The organism is Lancefieldella parvula DSM 20469, from assembly GCF_000024225.1.
Lineage (GTDB): Bacteria > Actinomycetota > Coriobacteriia > Coriobacteriales > Atopobiaceae > Lancefieldella > Lancefieldella parvula.
Genome location: NC_013203.1, coordinates 135,486 through 151,531, shown reverse-complemented (window position 1 = coordinate 151,531; position 16,046 = coordinate 135,486). Strand labels below are relative to the sequence as shown.

General features: G+C 49.7%; 12 protein-coding genes and 2 tRNA genes. 4 read left to right on the top strand and 10 right to left on the bottom strand.

Annotated features, from left to right (window positions below; translation table 11 throughout):
* The first annotated feature begins 249 nt into the window (after window positions 1-249).
* The 3 genes from APAR_RS00705 (at window position 250) to APAR_RS00695 (ending at window position 2,599) form a co-directional block, all read left to right on the top strand.
* Window positions 250-1,431: a tetratricopeptide repeat protein gene (locus APAR_RS00705; RefSeq protein WP_012808228.1), complete on the top strand. Its 1,182-nt coding sequence runs from the start codon at window positions 250-252 to the stop codon at window positions 1,429-1,431.
* On the top strand, window positions 1,428-2,456 hold the full coding sequence (locus APAR_RS00700) for a hypothetical protein (protein WP_012808227.1): 1,029 nt from the start codon (window positions 1,428-1,430) through the stop codon (window positions 2,454-2,456). The genes APAR_RS00705 and APAR_RS00700 overlap by 4 nt, the downstream gene beginning before the upstream one ends.
* Window positions 2,457-2,524: 68 nt before the next feature.
* Window positions 2,525-2,599 (top strand) — tRNA-Glu (locus tag APAR_RS00695).
* A 45-nt stretch (window positions 2,600-2,644) separates the two neighbouring features.
* Here the strand turns inward: APAR_RS00695 and APAR_RS00690 are convergent.
* The 8 genes from APAR_RS00690 to mfd all read right to left on the bottom strand — a co-directional run bounded on the left by APAR_RS00690 (window position 2,645) and on the right by mfd (window position 13,227).
* Window positions 2,645-3,700, bottom strand: coding sequence for a transketolase family protein (locus APAR_RS00690; RefSeq protein WP_012808226.1), 1,056 nt, complete (start codon window positions 3,698-3,700; stop codon window positions 2,645-2,647).
* A complete protein-coding gene (locus APAR_RS07070; RefSeq protein WP_012808225.1) occupies window positions 3,694-5,433 on the bottom strand; it encodes a UTRA domain-containing protein in 1,740 nt (579 codons plus the stop codon). The genes APAR_RS00690 and APAR_RS07070 overlap by 7 nt, the downstream gene beginning before the upstream one ends.
* A gap of 150 nt (window positions 5,434-5,583) precedes the next feature.
* Window positions 5,584-5,668: transfer RNA gene (locus APAR_RS00675), tRNA-Leu, on the bottom strand.
* A 23-nt stretch (window positions 5,669-5,691) separates the two neighbouring features.
* Entirely contained in the window at window positions 5,692-6,735 is a 1,044-nt protein-coding gene (locus APAR_RS00670; RefSeq protein ID WP_012808224.1) for a Ppx/GppA phosphatase family protein, read from the bottom strand.
* Entirely contained in the window at window positions 6,735-7,613 is an 879-nt protein-coding gene (locus APAR_RS07065; protein WP_012808223.1) for an FtsB family cell division protein, read from the bottom strand. The genes APAR_RS00670 and APAR_RS07065 overlap by 1 nt, the downstream gene beginning before the upstream one ends.
* A gap of 177 nt (window positions 7,614-7,790) precedes the next feature.
* Entirely contained in the window at window positions 7,791-8,693 is a 903-nt protein-coding gene (gene mazG, locus APAR_RS00660; RefSeq protein WP_012808222.1) for a nucleoside triphosphate pyrophosphohydrolase, read from the bottom strand.
* A 5-nt stretch (window positions 8,694-8,698) separates the two neighbouring features.
* Window positions 8,699-9,781, bottom strand: a complete 1,083-nt coding sequence (locus tag APAR_RS00655; RefSeq protein ID WP_012808221.1) for a Gfo/Idh/MocA family protein — start codon at window positions 9,779-9,781, stop codon at window positions 8,699-8,701.
* 2 nt (window positions 9,782-9,783) lie between these two features.
* Window positions 9,784-13,227, bottom strand: a complete 3,444-nt coding sequence (gene mfd, locus APAR_RS00650; protein ID WP_012808220.1) for a transcription-repair coupling factor — start codon at window positions 13,225-13,227, stop codon at window positions 9,784-9,786.
* Window positions 13,228-13,427: 200 nt separating this feature from the next.
* Here mfd and nth point away from each other — a divergent pair, with 200 nt between their 5' ends.
* Entirely contained in the window at window positions 13,428-14,099 is a 672-nt protein-coding gene (nth, locus tag APAR_RS00645; RefSeq protein WP_012808219.1) for an endonuclease III, read from the top strand.
* Between the two features lie 196 nt (window positions 14,100-14,295).
* Here the strand turns inward: nth and rbr are convergent, their stop codons facing one another.
* Both rbr and APAR_RS00635 read right to left on the bottom strand, forming a co-directional pair.
* Window positions 14,296-14,841: a rubrerythrin gene (gene rbr, locus APAR_RS00640; RefSeq protein WP_012808218.1), complete on the bottom strand. Its 546-nt coding sequence runs from the start codon at window positions 14,839-14,841 to the stop codon at window positions 14,296-14,298.
* Window positions 14,842-14,996: 155 nt separating this feature from the next.
* Window positions 14,997-15,998: an HhH-GPD family protein gene (locus APAR_RS00635; RefSeq protein WP_012808217.1), complete on the bottom strand. Its 1,002-nt coding sequence runs from the start codon at window positions 15,996-15,998 to the stop codon at window positions 14,997-14,999.
* Between the last annotated feature and the right edge of the window lie 48 nt (window positions 15,999-16,046).

The window sequence follows — 16,046 nt, the reverse complement described above, 5'->3', positions numbered from 1 at the left end:
CTAGCGAAGCCATTCTTCGCAATTATTTCTTCTCAACATTTCTATTCTATCTCATTTCTGGATACCTGTACAAAAATAAATGTGCCATTTTATGCAATATCATTCAAAATTTATACACTCTTCTAGCGAGAAACCCGTTCACTCCAAACGTTTCCAACTGCCGTTCACAATCTTCTTACGACGCTCACGGAGTTGAACCGCACACCTCAATAACCTGCTATATCATTACGTAAAAGAGAAAGGAATTTTGTGGCGTTTGATCCAGTAAAAGAAGACTATCAGCGGCTTATCCTCCGCTTCGCTCGCACGCAAGTCAGCGACGAAGGTAGCATTGCCATGCTAATGAAGGACTTCAACTGGCGATTCTCTAACGATCGCAATTCTCTCCCCCAAACTGACGAAGACCGCGCGTTCAATCTGGTTGCGCAAGCAGCTGAGATTGTTGATTATCGCCTGCCTTTTGTCGAAGAATCTCAGGCACAGACCCTTATCGAACAGGGAAAACACCTCCTCAACCAGGCAATACAACTGGATTCAAACTGTTTTGATGCCCAGCGTATGCTTTATGCCTCAAATAGCAAGCTTTTTGACGCCTACTACCAGTTCCTTGTAGAGAAACTCCCCGAGGTTGAAGCCGCATGCTACCAAAAAGCGCAGGAATCATCACAGGGGCTCCCCGTCGAGCAAGCAGGACTTGCCCAGCGTTTGGCTATCAACCCTTATAAACGTTGGCTGGCAGCACTTTCTTCTCGTGCACTTATCTGTGGTCGCAACAAAGATGCCATCACATATGGCGAGAAACTCCTAGAACTTGACCCTGCAGACGCAGCCGATGCTCGTTTTACGCTTGCGCTCGCGTACGCAAAACTCGAGGACGAAGACGCGCTCAAAAAACTCATAGATAAGTATCGCAAGCTTGATCCTCCTCGCAGGGCAGATGATCCGTGGACTTTATTAGCTCACCTGTCCATACACTTCAAGAAGCATGAGCTGGTTAAAGCAGAACACTATCTTGACCTGTTGATAGAACGCTATCCAGAGGCAACACTTTGTTGTTTTGTTCAGAAAGACTTGCCCGAAGGAGAGTTCTCCCGCCTTAACGTGCTCCCCTACTCCGAAGACGAGCTCATCATTGCCATTGCAGAAGCAACTGTATTACTGCAAGAAGGAAATGACCTAATAGGACGCGGTGTTCTTGGACGTTGGATTGCAGATCAGGTTCGCGCAAGAGACCCTAAGACCGTTGAGCTTGCAGAAAAAGAGCTGCAGATGCAGGCAAATGCCTTGCTTGCTTCTACCGATTCGTTCCCTGACGGCCCACTTGCTGGAGGCGCCGCTCCCAGCGACCCTAGCTTCCCTGGTAGCCCACGTCCAAGCGGACCACATATTGACGGACCAAATAATCCTCACTCAGGCGGTGATACCGAGTGATTAAGCATTCCGCTAACGATATGTTCAGTGAACAGGTAGACCGCCTGGTAGCCAAATGTGCACAAGAAAAAAATATTTTCTCTGAAGCTGCACGCTATGAGCTGAAACTTGCAGTAGAGGCTTCTCCTGAAGACTTTATTGCTGACGAAGAAGAAAAAGCTTTTGCTCAATATGCCAATGCAATTGGCAAGTATCAGACTGAAATTACTAAAGAGATTGATTCCGATGCCGACTTCTTTTCAAGCCGCATGGATCTGCTTAACTTCTTGCATAATCAAATAACGAATATTATTGAAAATCCAGCTCTTTCTAGCACAAGTATCAATCTGGAATCCCAGCGAATTCTCGCTCAAATATCCAACAATCATCCTGCGGCAATCCTCAACGACTTGCTTGAACTGCAAAAAGAATTTGACCCTATTTTTAGACCAAAACTGGAACAAGCAAAGCAAGAACAAGGAGATGCTTGGAGTTTTGCTGAAGCCCGTCCACTCTTGCGACTGTACGCACAAATTGCTCAAGTAGCAACTGACTGCGCTTGCTTCAAACTCTCCAAAAAGGCCTGTGAAGACCTTTTGTTTTTCTCGCCAACAGATTTACTCGGTGCACGTTTTACCTTGGCATATGTTCTTGCTCGCTTAGAGGACGAAGAGGGGCTCCGCAAACTTGATGAAAGCTGCGGATATCAATCAAACGCCTGGATCCGCTTAGCATTTACGCTGCTATTCTTCAAGTTAAATCGCATGTCCGCAGCAAAACGTGCGCTTAAAGGCTTTATTAACCTTGGCGAGGGCGCAGCATATGCGCTGCTCAGACCTTCTTTTGTTGATCTCTACATTCCATGTCGAGTCAACTTTACGCCTGATACTTTTGCCGAGAACGTTATAGCTGTTCACGAAGCTGAAGCAATTATCGCTGACGTACCAGAATTTATTTCGTGGGCAGAGTCAGTTCCCGGCGTAATTCAAAGTGCTCGCGACTACGCGTTTAAAGCCGGACTAGACTGGTGGGAAAACGAAGAATAAATGAATGCTCAAAAACACTTCGTTTAGCCCTAGAAATCTGCATCATCTTTGCTATACTTTTTCTTCGCGTCCCCATCGTCTAACGGTTAGGACATCGCCCTTTCAAGGCGGCAATACGGGTTCGATTCCCGTTGGGGGCACCATAGAGCACAAAACCCAGGGCAGCAAATGCTTCCTTGGGTTTTTATTTAACAATTGGCGATAAAAACCTCTTGTAGACTCTCAACCGATAGTCCAGCGCGTGCAAGAATATTGTGGTGAACGTCTGCTTCAAGGTACTTATCGGGCATACCCACACGTATTACCTGTGGACATGTACCTGAAGCGCTAATTTGCTCGACAACCGCGCTACCAAATCCACCCAAAATACTGTGCTCTTCAACGGTAATAACCACGTCAGAATACTGACAAATTTGTGTCAACGAAGTGTCAAGAGGCTTGATGCTTGACACACCGTAAACCTTAATGTTTGTTCGTGCTGTAGTAATCTGATCTGCAACCCTTTGAGCAGCCTCAACAACTCGGCTGGTTATCGCGCCTGTCGCAAGAACGCTCACGCGCCTCAGCTGGACAGCGTCCTCTAACTCAGACGCTCCCGCCACACCACTTGCACCCTCCACGCGTGGCGACTCAAAGAGTTTCTCGACACCAGATGCATCAAAAACGTAACCGTTTGGATGCAGATTAACACCATCGCACGAGGTCATGCGTACGTAAGCTGGTCGCGGATTCTTTGCAAGCTCCATAAGTGTTGCAGCAAGCTGCGCATTATCACACGGATTAAATACAGACAGTCCCGGAATAGTCCTGGTAACCGCAATATCCTCCAAAGCCATGTGAGAAGGTCCTGTAGTTGCTGATTCGCAGCCAGCAGCAACGCCCACAAGCATCACAGGCGACTTCATCATACCAAGGTTAATGCGAATCTGATCAAGCGTTCGTGAAGTTACAAACGTGGCATAACACGGCGCAAAGACGTGAAAACCCTCATTTGCGCAGGCAGAGGCCACTTCAATAAGATTTTGTTCCGCAATGCCACACTGAATGTATCCCTCTGGCCGAAGCTCTCGGAAACGGTCCAAATTCAAACGACGACCATAGTCAGCCACAGCAACAGTTAGCAGCTCATCATCTTCAGCAAGTTTACCCATAACCCAGCCAAAGACTTCTTTTGTATTCATATCTGCAAGCATCTGTGACTCTTCAGCTGAAATGCATGCTGGCTTCGAAGATGTATCTAGCATGAACACGCCTCCTCTGCAACTTTCAGATCAGACAATGCCTGTTCATAGAGGTCATCCGTCACACATGCATCATGGAACGAGACGTTATTCTCGGCAAACGAGAACCCTTTACCTTTAATGGTGTGTGCAATAATCACGCGAGGCTTGGAAGCTTTCTCTTTCAGCGCGTCGTACAATGCAAGCACATCATGACCATCTACCTCAATGGATTCAAAGCCAAACGCATCAAACTTTCTTGCAATTGATCCGGTATCCAAAATGGACGCGCAAGGGCCATCCAGCTGCATACGATTCTGATCAACAATCACCGTCACGTTGGAGAGCTGGTTGTGACCGATAAACGCTGCACTCTCCCAAATGGAACCCTCATCGCACTCACCGTCGCCCAAAATACAAAAAACGCGAGAAGGAAGATCTTTCCTGCGAAAACTTAACCCTAGCCCAGCGGCGTAGCCCAGGCCCATGCCAAGACTGCCACCAGAGATTTCAAAACCACGTTGAGAATCTCGCAGAGGATGTTTAAAAAGGACGGCATCAGGTCCAAAAACTCCGCGATCAATATCCTCTTGGGAGATCATTCCTGCACGTAGAAGTGCTGGGAATAGCGCCAGCGACGTATGAGCCTTGGACAGAATCAGGCGGTCTCTGAGTTCCCACTCGCAATCCCTATTTCCTACCTGCATAACCTTACTCAAGAGTACGGAGACTATGTCTGCTACAGAACATGCACCGCCAATGTGAAATGGCGTTGAACTGTAGCGATGCGCCAGCTCAACGATGCCTCGACGTACTGACAGTGCTTCGTGACGCAAATCAAGTTCAAGCTGCGTGCGCTGTTTGATATCATTTTTTAAAGCAACAATATTGGAGGTAGAGTGCTCTGACTGGCGGACCGAAGAAATGTCCAGAGGTCCAATAGAGCCATCTACCTGCTCTGATACACCAACAACACTCTGGTGTGGAGCAAGCCAAGTCTGGCTCCACTCAATGCAGTTGCCGTCGGACAGCTCAATTACCTGCTCAAGTACAAGCAAAGCCTCATTTGGAGAACACTGCAGGTAATCTGCGTGGTCTTTATCCGCAATTTGCGACTGATAGCGCATGCGAGAACGTGCAATTTCTTTTTTGGATATTCTTTCAACTGCATCAAAGAGCGACTCATTCTCAAAGTCCGCCTCTTCGAGCTGTGGACAAACAAGCAGGTTAGACCATGATTCCTGGCATACCACAGGTCTATCCGAAACGCTCCTGACACGACGCAAAAAGAGCACGTCAGAGCCGATGGGAATCTCTAGATGCTCGGCAACAGCTTGATCTGCAGGAACCACCTGCTTAAACAAGACTTCGGTTCGATATTCAAATCCACCATCTCTAAGCGCTGCGGCAAATGAAAGCACGGTATTTCCTGCTGCATGTCGAACGGTGTTAGAAATAACTTGTGTTGCTCGACCCTTTTGAGTAAGCAGCAAACCTTCTTTAACCAGAGATTGAATGGCTTTTCTGATAGTGCCTCGACTAACACCATACTGCGCCATAAATTCGGCCTCAGAAGGAATATACGTTCCTGCCTTCCAGTCTTCTGACAGTATTTTAACGCGCATTAAATCTGACAGCTGAACATGAAGAGGCGTAGCAGATGACGCATTGAGCCCTCCCCTAACCTGTGGAGGCAGTGACTCTACAGCTTCATCCTCAGAAACTAAAACCGGAAAAACTCCTGTCTCAAATGACATAGGTCCTCCGAAATGAATGAAAATTAGTCGTGCATACGTTAGATACAGGACAAGTAGTATACAAGTTTCTGTACAAGAACAGAATAGGAGCTACACGTCTAAATTAAATTTCTATGCGAAGGAACTATGCTGTTTATTCAGCAGTAAAAATGGTAGGGGCGGCGGGACTCGAACCCGCAAGACCGAAGTCGAGGGATTTTAAGTCCCCTGCGTCTGCCAATTCCGCCACGCCCCCGGATATGTTTAGTTATTATGCCACTACTTTTCATTCAGTGGGCGCAAAATTGGCTTCCAAATCACAGGCGACTGCTTTCCCTGGTAAACGGCAGATGCGGTTACCACGAGACCAAAAAGTAGGTCACTCTCGCTTACCACCAAGTGCTTAAATCCAGAACTTTTCATCAATTCTGCAAGCAAAATAGTACCCGCAAGCATAACGGGCGCACGTTTTGCTTGCAATCCCGTTATATCTTCTCGCTCCTTAAGTGTTTTGCTGGCGAGAAGCCCTTCTATCTGTGATACCTCATCGAGCGAAATGTGATTAAGGTGCACCTTTGATGGATCGTACGGATCAAGATGGTCCCTAATAGCAATGAGGCTTGTTGCGGTTCCACCTACGCCAACCAAAAGTTCAGGTACTGCACACTGCTTTTGAGCTCGGCTGATAGCTTCAGACATCATCTGATCTGCCATTTGGTGGGCTCCGTCAATGTCTTCAGCCGAAAGATGATCTGACGACAAGTTAAAACGCTCGGTCAGACGTCTGCAGCCAAGGTCAACAGACTCAACAAAATTGATGTCAAGCTGCTGGCCGTCAAGCTGCTGGTCCTCAAGCTGCTGATTTGTACCCTGAGCCACAGACTGCCCTACAAGCGTACCAACAACCAGTTCAGTTGAGCCGCCGCCACTATCAGCAACAAGAATGCGATGATTCTCAAAATCGTGAGAGACACCCAAAAATGTGAGAGCTCCCTCAATCTCGCCCGGAATAATCATGGGCTCAAGCCCCAGCGAGGCTAGACCCATTCCCAAGTCAGGAGCATTTTCTGCATCGCGAGCAGCGCTTGTGAGCGTACATACAACAGCCTCGGCGCCCTCTTTTTTAGCGTGGTCGACGTAAGAAGAAACGCAACCAACACAACGATGAATTGCCTCTGGTAGCAGACGCTTTGCCTTGTCAACACCCTCGCCCAAGTTAACAATCTGTGTATATTTAGCCATGCGGATAACGCGACCGTCCTCAACCTGCGCAAGTGCAAGTCGAGCAGTCACAGTACCAATATCAATTGCAGCTAGAAGCATTAGTGTGAGTTTCCATTTTCGGGCTTTGAACTGTCGCCACCAGATCCCTCAGAAGAACCACTCTCTCCGGAGTTTTTCTGCTCATGAGACTCTCCTGGAGCAGGTGCAGATGTAGGGTCATCAGAGTTTGCGCTCTTAGGAGCCTCGGTATTACCAGAATTTTCTGGCGAGAAACCAAAAATAAAATCTCCCACCTTGATATACCAAGGATAATCAGGATGCTGAACGGTATTCTCGTCCTTCTTTTTCTCAAGACCTTCTACGCGCGCAGATTCCTCATCCTTAGAGACCATGCCCTGCTTATGAGCCTCATCTATAATGCCTTCTTTTGTCTGCAGCCTTTGAACATCTTGCAGAAGGCGCTTAGTCTCTTCCTCAAGTTTCTGCTGATTAAACAGCAGCTCATCATGCTCGCGGACAGCATGGTAATAACCGCGAACAGGTGAATACAAGCCTACAATCAAAAAAATTACAATGCCGAGAAAAGTAACAAGCTTGGTATGATTACGTGCAAAATCCAATGCCTTGTCTTTAATCTCAACCAAAGAAGCTACGCTAAAATGCGGTTTTTGGATTCCTTCAGACCTCTGACCACGCTCAGATTTCTGAGCTCGAGCGCTTCTTGTGGGCTTGACATCCTTATGATTTTCCTGGGACGAAGCAGCTTTTAAAGTTGTCTTAGTCTTTTTGGACTCAACAGACTTCTGGCCAGATTGAGACTTCTTATCTACCTGGGGTTTCTCGGCTTTTTTAGTTGGAGATATTTTAACAGCACCAGAAGGACGCTCCGCGGTAGTCTCTTTAAGAGGTTCAACGGAACGCTTGGTGGGCGTTGTTTTTCTTTTTGTACCACTCTTTTTAGTGGTGTCTTGACTCATCACGGATCTCATTTCTGGTTTGTTTGGTGATGCGTCGCAACAAATTGCAACATCTGTATTATGGCAGAGGCAGCGCCGCTAGCCCTGCCTCAGTTTAGAATTTCATCGTTTCACCGAATAGAAGCTATTGCCTCCGCGGCAAATTGTGCATCTTGTGACGTGACTGATATAGCTCGTTTACACATTAAGATAACGTTTAGCTTCTTGCCACAAATCTTCTTGTAGCTCGGGTTTCTCGTCAAGAGAAAAACCTTTTTCAGCAGCAACTTTCTCCATGTATGACCAACGAGCGCGGAACTTTCTACAGGCACTCATCAGCGCTTCTTCTGCGTCAATACCCTCCCAACGAGCAACGTTTATCAACGCAAACAAAATGTCACCAAACTCGTCCATTTTCTGCTGTGTACCTGGGGCTTCAGCTTCAAACTCCGCACGCTCCTCAGCAACCTTATCCCAGACGTCAGCAACAGACTCCCACTCAAAGCCCATCTTTGCGGCGCGCTTTGAGATCTTTTGTGCTTGCATCAGTGCAGGTAAAGACTGCGGTACCGAGTCGAGAAGACCCTCGGTGTGCACGGTATCTTCCGCGCTGGCACGCTCCTCAGCCTTGACGCTCTCCCATACGTCCAAGACGGCCGCAGCAGACGACGTTGAGCCAGCTTCTGGCCCAAATACATGCGGATGCCTGCGTACCAACTTCTGGTTGAGTGCTCGACACACGTCGTCGATGTTAAAGCCTGCCGCGCGGTCGCCCTCGCCCGCGCTATCCACGCCACCGTCCGCCTCAATCTGCGAGTGAAGAACTACCTGCTCAAGCACATCACCAAGCTCTTCCTCAAGATGCTCTGGAGAGCCCTCAGCAATAGCCTCGACCGCTTCATAGGCCTCCTCAATCATATTCTTTGAGATAGACTGATGCGTCTGCTCCTTATCCCAAGGGCAGCCGTCCTCCTGACGAAGACGCCAAATGGTTCGAACCAAGCGATCAAACTCAGGATGCGTCTGAGGCGCGCCTGGACGGGCCTTTGTTTCTTCATCAACTACAGTCGCTAACTGGGCGATCTTCTCATTAGATGTCATATAACTTATTGCTCCTCGGGGTACAGGAAATTCCAGTCATTGCGCAGGCTAGTCATGAGCTCCATAACGTCCTTTGAGACCTCAAGTTGCGCCTGGGCAGAAGCATCTCCCGCAACAGCAGCTTCCAGGTCAGCCAGCACGTATGCCAGAGCATCGGCCGTGCGCCCAACATGAACTTTCTCCTGCTTGCCATCGTCAGTCCAGGTAATGGTAGCAACGTCCGCGCGTGGGTACTCCATAATCTCAATGAAGGCCTTATCAGCGGAAATCATGGCGCGCTTTGGCTGCTTAGAATGAAGTGTCAGCGCCAGAACAACCATCTGACCCTCGGCATTTCTCAGCAAAATGCCGTCCGTCTGATCAACGCCAGTAGGAGCTGGATTCATCATGGAGAGCACGTCATGAGGCTGACTCTTCAAGAAAAGACGAGCCAGTGTCAGCGAATACACGCCAATATCCAAAAGGGCGCCACCAGCAAGCTTAGGATTGAAGAATCGGTTCTCCATGTCAAACTCTTTGTAGCTACCAAAATTTTCTTGAATCAGATTGACTGGGCCAAACTCGCCCGCCTCCACGCGACCAACCAGCTCTTTGTAGAGAGGCATGTGCAAAATGGTACAGGCATCCATCAACTGAACGCCATTTTGACGTGCAAGTTCTTCTGCCTCAAGCAACTCAGCGGAGTTGAGCGTAATAGACTTCTCGCACAGAACGTGCTTACCCGCCTGAAGTGCTTTGCGCAGGTAGATGATGTGCGTGTTATGAGGTGTGGTCAGGTACACTGCGTCAATTTCGTCGCTGGCGAGAAGATCGTCGATACTGTCATACACACGCTTGACGTGGTGTTTTTGAGCAAACGCAACGGCCTTTTCCTGCGTCCTGTTAGCTACGCCGTCGATGGTTCTACCAACCGAAGCCAGCGCCTCTGCCATCTGGTTTGCAATGACTCCGCAGCCAATAACACCCCACTTGAGGTGTGGTGCGGTAAAGATTGCGTCACCGTCGCTCATGGCGCTCTGCATAGTGCTCGCAGTGTTATGTGCGGAGCTCGTGGCACTCTGTGACATCTGACCCGCTGTTTGGCTCATGTTTACTCCTCAACCTCGTCGTCGCCGCCAAGTTCTTCAAGAACTCCTAGGGCGGCGGGCATCAGCTGCTCTTCATTTCGGTGGAACGGATATGCCAGCTTATGCGACTTTGGATACACAATAGCACCGCGACCCTTCAACTTAAGGGCTTGTTCGCGAGGAATTTCTACACCCAAATATACCAGTCGTCCATTTGTTAGGCTTACTGACGTTGCGCCCAAACGCTGCGCACGAATGCGCACACGAGCACGATCAAACAAGTTCTTACCCGCAAGAGGCAGGGCTCCAAAGCTATTCTCGGTATCTTGCTGAAGAGCGTCTATATCGGAAAGCTCTGTAGCTGCGGCAAGACGACGATACACCAAAACACGTCGGTCAACTTCTGGCAGATAGTCCTCATCAAGGAAGAAATCTGCAGGCAGATTGATAGTTACTTCAGTCTGCTCTAACTCTGCAGACTCACCACGAGCCTCAGCAACCGCCTCGCCCAGCATCTGTGTAAAGAGATCAAAGCCAACACTGGAAAGATTTCCGTGTTGCTCAGCGCCCATAAGAGAGCCGGCACCTCTAATCTCCAGATCGCGCATGGCAATACGCATGCCGCTACCCAAATCCTGGAACTCGTTGATTGCAGTCAGACGCTCGGTTGCCTCTTCAGTCAACGGCAGCTCTGCCGGGAACATGAAGTACGCGTACGCCTGTTGTCTACCACGGCCAACACGACCTTTAAGCTGGTACAACTGAGCCAATCCCAGACGTTGTGAGTCCTCGATAATCAACGTGTTGGTATGCGAGTTATCAATACCGGACTCGATGATGGTTGTGGCTACCAAAACATCAATCTCGTGCTCCTGGAAGGCAAGCATGACGTTTTCTACCTCGCGAGCGCTCATTTGGCCGTGAGCCACGCCCACGCGAGCCTCTGGTGCAGCCTCTTCTACGCGAGCCACCGCCTCATCAATAGTAGTCACGCGATTGGACACGTAGTACACCTGACCTTCTCGCTCCAGCTCACTTCTAATTGCTGCGGAAACAAGATCTGGGTTGTACTCGCCAACCGTCACCTGAACAGGCTTTCTACCAGGCGGCGGCGTCAGAATCAGGCTCATGTCGCGCACACCACTCATGGCCATCTGCATAGTACGCGGAATAGGTGTTGCCGAAAGCGTCAGCACGTCTACCTGCTCGCGCATGTTCTTGAGTTGCTCTTTGTGCTGCACACCAAAGCGCTGCTCCTCGTCGATAATAACAAGACCCAAGTCGTGAGGATTTACGTCTGCGGAGAGCAGTCTGTGTGTTCCTACCAGCACATCTATGGTTCCGTCTGCAAATCCCTCAAGCGCCTTTCGCTGCTGAGCAGGTGTAACAAAACGCGAAAGTACACTTACCTTCAAATCAAACGGAGCAAATCGCGAGAAGAACGTCTCGTAGTGCTGCTGCGCCAAAATAGTTGTTGGGCACAAAATCATGACCTGACGAGCATCCTGACACGCCTTAAACGCAGCTCGAAGCGCCACCTCTGTCTTTCCAAAGCCCACGTCACCGCAAAGCAATCGATCCATAGGCTTACGCGCTTCCATGTCCAGCTTAATGTCTGCAACAGCACTTTCTTGGTCTGGCGTTAACTGATACGGAAAACTAGACTCCATCTCTTCCTGAGCAGGAGTATCCAGTGAGAACGCATAACCCGGCACCGAAGCGCGACGTGTGTAGAGGTCTACCAGGTCAAATGCCAACTTTTTGGCAGACTTTCTTGCCTTGTTAGTAGCACGCGACCAATCTGCCGTGTTAAGCCTGGTCAAGCGCGGATTGTTACCGTCAGGTCCCACATAGCGCGTAATGCGGTCAACTTGCTCCAGAGGCACATAGAGTTTATCGTCATTGGCGTATTCAAGAAGAAAATAATCACGTTCTCTACCTGCGACTTCTTGGCGCACAATGGCCGTAAAGTGTGCAATACCATGCGTTGCATGAACAACGTAATCGCCCGGCTTAAACGGGAACGTCACTGTTGTGGGGTCAATGCGCTTGGAACGCTTCTTATTGCGAGCGCTCCTTGCCGTCAGATCTGAGACAGAAAGCACTGATAGATTGGCTGTTGGAATGATGATTCCTGCAGGAACGGGTGCGTCGGTAAATGTGACACGACCTCGCTTAAGTGGCACATAGACACCGTTTTGGTCTGGTTCATTTTCAAGCGACGTTCCTAACGACTCCTCAAACGGAATGGACTCGTCCGAGAAAAGCAACTTAAGATGCTCACGAGCTGCGCGATCTGGAACCGCAAACACCACCGCGTCGCGGTCTTGCACCAGCTGCCTCACGCGACCCAAAAGCTTTGTGTCTGATCCCGCAATAGACGGCTGTACCACAGAAAGCTCCGACGTTACCGCAGCACCCGTGCGTAAAAGTGACGAGAAAGACAGGCGTTGCTGCGAGCCAAAGTCCATAGCCTTTGGATCTGTATACAGGCCATCTAGTTTCACTTTTGATGCTGCTGCAGATGAAGAAATCTCGTCAAAGGCACGCTGGCAGTCATCAAACAACGAACGAGGCTCTGCAAGAACTACCAATGTTTCTGAAGAAATATGCTCAAGCGGGCTGGCAGTGCCTCCATACAGCACAGGCAAATAACGCTCAAGCGCAGGAGCCTGAGCTCCGCGCTGAATAAGTTCCAGGTCAGCAGCAATTGCAGAGTTTTCTTGTGCACGCGTATAAAGTGCTTCCTCTGCACGACGAATAGCCTCTTTAGTAAATGCAAGCTCTCTAGCTGGGGCAACGGTGACCTCATCAATGGCACCAATGGTCTGACCGGTAGCTGCCACCATGCGCCTGATGCGATCAATCTCGTCTCCGAAGAACTCAATGCGTACAGGACTTGTAGCTTGAGCTGGGAAGATATCAACCGTATCGCCGTGAATGTGGAAGGTGCCTGGCGCATCTACCTCGCCCGTATCAGCGTATCCCATGCCCACAAGCAGTGAGGCTACGTCCTCAAAAGGAACGTCGTCGCCAACAGTAAACGTTGCAGGAAGAAAATAGCCTGAACCAACAGGGGGAACTCTGCGCATCAGCGCATGGGCACTTGCAACTACAATGACCTTCTCGCCAGCGGAAAGCTTGGCGATAGCGCGACACCTAGCTCCAATGATGGCGTCATCTGGAGTGGCATCTGACCAGGGATAATCCTTACGGTTGGGATAACGTAACACAGCGTCGTTACCCAGCCACGCAGCAAGCGAACGTGCTGTACGATCTGCGGCGTCCTCTCCCGCAACAACCAACAAGCAGGGACGAGGGTTCTGCGACCAGAGCGCGGCCAACATTAGCGGACGAGCGCTTTGCGAGAGGGACAGTGTGGCATCTGATCCACATGAAAGCTCCCGCTTCAGCTTCTCTAACTCGGGTGCACTCAGTAATTGAGCTGCAACTCTGTTAATAAACACACAGTCTCCCGCCATGCCGCTAAACCCACATACAAACGCATGCGGGTTATACCAAACCTTGCTTTGCGTAGTCGCGCAGGTTTGATCACTTTTCAATTGGGCTGTTATTGTAGCCGTTATGCAGCTATTTTGCTATTCTCGCCCCACGTGATAACGTAACTACATACTGGGTACACATAGAGAGATATTGAGGAGAGGACATGCCCAGAGAATCAAAGAAAACCAAGGTAGAACGCGGTGTTGAGCTATGTCGACGCATGCACAAGCTCTATCCAAGCGTCCAAAGTGCGCTAGATTACCATGATGCGTTTACCCTGCTCATAAGTGTTATGCTTTCGGCACAGACTACTGATGCCGCAGTAAATAAAGTCACACCCGAGCTATTCCGCCGCTGGCCAGACGCGCCTTCCATGGCAGCTGCCAATATTGTCGAAGTGGGAGAGGTCATCCAGACCATCGGCTTCTGGCGCGCAAAGGCTAAGCACTGCGTGGAGACTGCACAGATTCTGCTAACAGAATACGGTGGAGAAGTTCCAGGAACCATGGAAGACCTTGTCACACTCCCGGGCGTTGGCCGAAAGACTGCAAACATTGTCCTCAACAAAATGTTTAACGTGGTAGATGGTATTGCAGTGGACACGCACGTGTACAGAATCTCCAAGCGCATGCGCTTGAGCTCGGCTTCCACGCCGTTAGCTGCCGAGAAGGACCTGCTCGCGCTTCTCCCCCATGAGCTCTGGAAAGACGTCAATGAAGAGTGGATTCATTTTGGGCGAGAAACCTGCACTGCCCGCAACCCCAAGTGCGTCGGCTGCCCCATGAGCGACATCTGTCCCTCCTATGAACAGCCCAACCGCTGGTTCAAGGGATAGGCGTGCTCAGACACAGTCCAGCACCGGATCACGAGAAATCCAATCTCACAGCAACACCTATGCACAAAAATACCCGCCGGCAAACCATTAGCTTGCCGGCGGGTACATTTTAAAGTACTAGAAGGTTGAGCTGCAGTTCTACACAGTTACAGCTTCACGTAATCGTGCGGTTCTGTAACTCAGAACACTCTGCAACTTAGTAGTTGAGAGCCTGCTCCTCAAAGTATGCCTGTGGGTGACCGCAGACTGGGCAGACCTTTGGTGCAGATGCGCCAACGTGCAGGTGACCGCACTTGAGGCACTTCCAGACCTTGACACCCTCGCGCTCAAAGACCTCGCCGGACTCAACGCGCTCAAGGAGCTTGGTATAACGCTCATCGTGAGCCTTCTCAATGTTGCCAACAAGACGGAACTTAGCAGCGATCTCTGCGAAGCCCTCCTCCTCAGCTACCTTAGCGAAGTCAGCGTACATAGTGGTCCACTCGTAGTTCTCGCCAGCAGCTGCGTCCTTGAGGCACTCTGCAGTCTCTGGCATCTTGCCACCATGGAGGTACTTGAACCAAAGCTTTGCGTGAACACTCTCGTTACCGGAGGTCTCGTTAAAGATGTCAGCAATCTGCTCGTAACCACCCTTGGAAGCCTGCTTTGCATAGAAACCATACTTGATGGATGCCTGAGACTCACCAGCAAAAGCTGCCTCGAGGTTCTTCTTTGTCTGAGAATTCTCAAACTCTACTGCCATTTTTTCTCCTCTCCCGCGCTAACGAGTGACACGTCAACGCATGTTAAAGCGCCTGGGTAGCGCCGTTTTACCTTTGGCAAACAAATGCAAATGATAATCATTAGCACTTATGCTCATATACTGACCCCTTCGTCAGCACTTAGCATTATAACCATTTATGGCAACCAATATTCATCATTTTTCTGACAGAAGCCCTCCTTCGCAAGTTCTTCAAGTAAGCCAAGGGTAACCTGCTCATCAAGGGTTTCTCGCCCGGCATGGACCTCAATCTGACAGAGTTCCTGATGAAGTGTCTCAAACTCTGCTCCACCCTCATCTTTGTGGGCAAGAAGAACGCGTAAAAGCTCAGCACGCTTCTGCCGATGAGAGCCCTCAAAGCGAGACTGTTTGACGTGGCTTTTAGACCTTCGTGAAGGATTGGGAATAGTTTTCTTCAGGTACGCGCCATAGTCGAGAAGGGCGTAGTACCAGCTACGCGGCGTGAGTTCCGTTGTAGCAGCGTTTGCTGTGTCAGTGCCCGCTGCGGTAGAAACACTCGCAGGGCACGTCAGCTCAACAAGAGGAATAAGCTCAGAGTCTGGCACTCCTTCTGCCTGCGGGTAAAGCTCATGCAAGAAAACCGTACGAACGTTAGTCTCCAAATAAACGCCATGCAGATTGAACGCAAACGCGCGAATACCTGCTGCAGTAGCGGGACCAATGCCTGGAAGCTTTACGAGCTCCTTTTGATCTTGTGGAAAGACTCCGCCTGCTTCAGAAATTGCTTGAGCAGCTCGATGTACAGACAAAGCTCGACGGTTGTAGCCCAGGCCCTGCCATTCTTCAAGTACATCTGAAGGCGCGGCAGCAGCCAGCGCATCAACCGTTGGAAAGTGTTCCAACCATCTCTGCCAGCGACCATCTACGCGACTAACCTGCGTCTGCTGAAGCATGACCTCAGAAATCCAAATGGCATATGGATCGTACGTGCGACGCCAAGGCAAATCGCGATACAGCTCGCGGCCTTTTTTGGCCACAGACTCGACAAACGCACGTAGCTCTGTCGTAAGCTCTGTCTTTTTAAATGTAACTGCAAGCTCATCGGATAAAGATGTTGAAATGTCAGACACCGTATCCAGGTCTTCGTTTGTTTTTGTATGTGAAATTTTTTTCTTCATGTAGCTAACTATAATCTAAAAGCACATGCAAAATGCATGTGGCATAGT

Excerpts from the sequence above, each read along its gene's own strand:
- APAR_RS00690 (WP_012808226.1), bottom strand. The coding sequence starts at position 3,700 with ATGCTAGATACATCTTCGAAGCCAGCATGCATTTCAGCTGAAGAGTCA.
- APAR_RS07070 (WP_012808225.1), bottom strand. The coding sequence starts at position 5,433 with ATGTCATTTGAGACAGGAGTTTTTCCGGTTTTAGTTTCTGAGGATGAA.
- APAR_RS00670 (WP_012808224.1), bottom strand. The coding sequence starts at position 6,735 with ATGCTTCTAGCTGCAATTGATATTGGTACTGTGACTGCTCGACTTGCA.
- APAR_RS07065 (WP_012808223.1), bottom strand. The coding sequence starts at position 7,613 with ATGAGTCAAGACACCACTAAAAAGAGTGGTACAAAAAGAAAAACAACG.
- mazG (WP_012808222.1), bottom strand. The coding sequence starts at position 8,693 with ATGACATCTAATGAGAAGATCGCCCAGTTAGCGACTGTAGTTGATGAA.
- APAR_RS00655 (WP_012808221.1), bottom strand. The coding sequence starts at position 9,781 with ATGAGCCAAACAGCGGGTCAGATGTCACAGAGTGCCACGAGCTCCGCA.
- nth (WP_012808219.1), top strand. The coding sequence starts at position 13,428 with ATGCCCAGAGAATCAAAGAAAACCAAGGTAGAACGCGGTGTTGAGCTA.
- rbr (WP_012808218.1), bottom strand. The coding sequence starts at position 14,841 with ATGGCAGTAGAGTTTGAGAATTCTCAGACAAAGAAGAACCTCGAGGCA.
- APAR_RS00635 (WP_012808217.1), bottom strand. The coding sequence starts at position 15,998 with ATGAAGAAAAAAATTTCACATACAAAAACAAACGAAGACCTGGATACG.